Raw genomic sequence first — 1,667 nt, 5'->3', positions numbered from 1 at the left:
CCTAAGAAACCCGTTGGCTGGGGTCTGTTATTGGGGCCAATTCAAAGCCTAATGATTGCGCACGGCGTTGTAAATTACGAACAATACGTTGGTGGTAGCGTTCCTCATAGTAGTCAGCACCAGGATCTTGATAAACCCAGCCGTAGCGCAGGACGTTGTAGAATAAAACGGCAATTTTCCTAGCTGTCGCAGTGACAGCTTTAGCCTTACCTAGCCGACTCGCCAACCGGCGGTAAAAAGCACCAAGGCCTGTTTGAGAACGCCCAATAGTGGTGGCCGCTAGGCGCAGCAAGGCAGCTGCTCGATTCTTGGTTCGTCGAGTGCGTGACGAGAGTACCTTGCCACCGGAGATCTTGCTTCCCGGTGACAATGCTAGCCAGGAGGTAAAGTGTTTGACCGTGGGCCAACGGCTCATATCCGTACCACACTCGCTAATTAGCTTGAGCACCAAGTAAGGACCGAGTCCGTGGATCTGAGTTAGATCAATGCCCAGTACCTGAAATAGGGAATGGCGTACGTCGAACGCTGGCGCATTAGGGTTAGCATCCCGATGGCGAGCGTCAGGTAGGGAACCTTCAGGCGCTGGCGTTGCAAGTGAAAGCCGTTTGAGAGTCGCTTCAATAAGCTGATCGCATTCGGCGACATGCTCATGGTAAGTGTCGTACAAAGCGAGAGACTGACGCAGTGTGAGTAGATGTTCCTCGCGGTAGTGGCCCTCCAAGCTTTGACGAATTGTTTCCTCACTGGCTTTACAGCGCGGATCACGAAAGGAGGCTAGTACAGCGGAGTCATGCTGCCCCTGGACAATAGCGCGCAGAATCCGCATCCCTGTTTTACCGGTGATATCAGACACAACGTGATGAAGTTGCAAATTCATCTCCATCAATGCTTTCTGCATATGCTGAATATGAGAGGCACAATATTCCAGTAACCTTTCCCGCTGGCGTAGTAACGCTCGTAGACTGGCAAGCTCTTGAGTCGGACGAAAGCTGCCACGCAGCAGTCCATAGGAATGCAAGCGTTGTAGCCACTGAGCATCGTTGATATCCGTCTTGCGCCCTGGGACATTCTTGGCCTCACGGGCATTGACCAGAATCACGTCAAAACCGCGTTCTTCCAAGAGTTCGTAAACGGGGATCCAGTACACACCTGTCGATTCCATTGCGATGGTCACGATGTTCTTTTCCGCTAACCAATCAGCTAGGCGACGCAAATCGCCCGTAAAGGTATCAAAGCGTCGTACCGGTTGCGGATCCCGATCAGGGGGAATCGCTACAACATGAAAACGTGAACCAATATCTATCGCTGCGGCATTGGGGTGAACGACTTGTAACTTGTCCCGCTGCCGAGTGGAGCGGGAGGAATGACGAGCCATGACAGCATCTCCTCAGCAACCGAAAATGACGGAAGGGCCAGAGGAGGTGGCGTTGATGACATCTACCTTCCTAACCGGGATCACCTCAAACGGTGTCACCACTTTCAAGTCCAGAACGCCACCCGAGCCACGTTTTTTAACGGGGTCGACCACCAAAAAGCCAACGGCTGCGCCCCTGGCACACAAGCTGAGTATAGGGCGCCGTCGGGTTTCTGTACCTACAAGCGGGTGCCAACCCATAACGGTTTTTTAATATATCTCGCTCTTCTGACACGCGTTTTAATTCAGCCTT

The 1,667-nt window shown here is 52.5% G+C and carries 1 protein-coding gene; it reads right to left on the bottom strand.

Annotated features, from left to right (window positions below):
* Position 1: 1 nt before the first annotated feature.
* Positions 2-1,375 carry an IS110 family RNA-guided transposase gene (locus HALTITAN_RS24335; RefSeq protein WP_039860955.1) on the bottom strand — a complete coding sequence of 458 codons (1,374 nt, stop codon included), beginning with the start codon at positions 1,373-1,375 and terminating at the stop codon, positions 2-4.
* Between the last annotated feature and the right edge of the window lie 292 nt (positions 1,376-1,667).

The organism is Vreelandella titanicae BH1 (genome assembly GCF_000336575.1).
GTDB classification, from domain to species: domain Bacteria; phylum Pseudomonadota; class Gammaproteobacteria; order Pseudomonadales; family Halomonadaceae; genus Vreelandella; species Vreelandella titanicae.
Note: the sequence above shows the minus strand (reverse complement) of the source record. Positions and strands in the feature narration are given on the sequence as shown.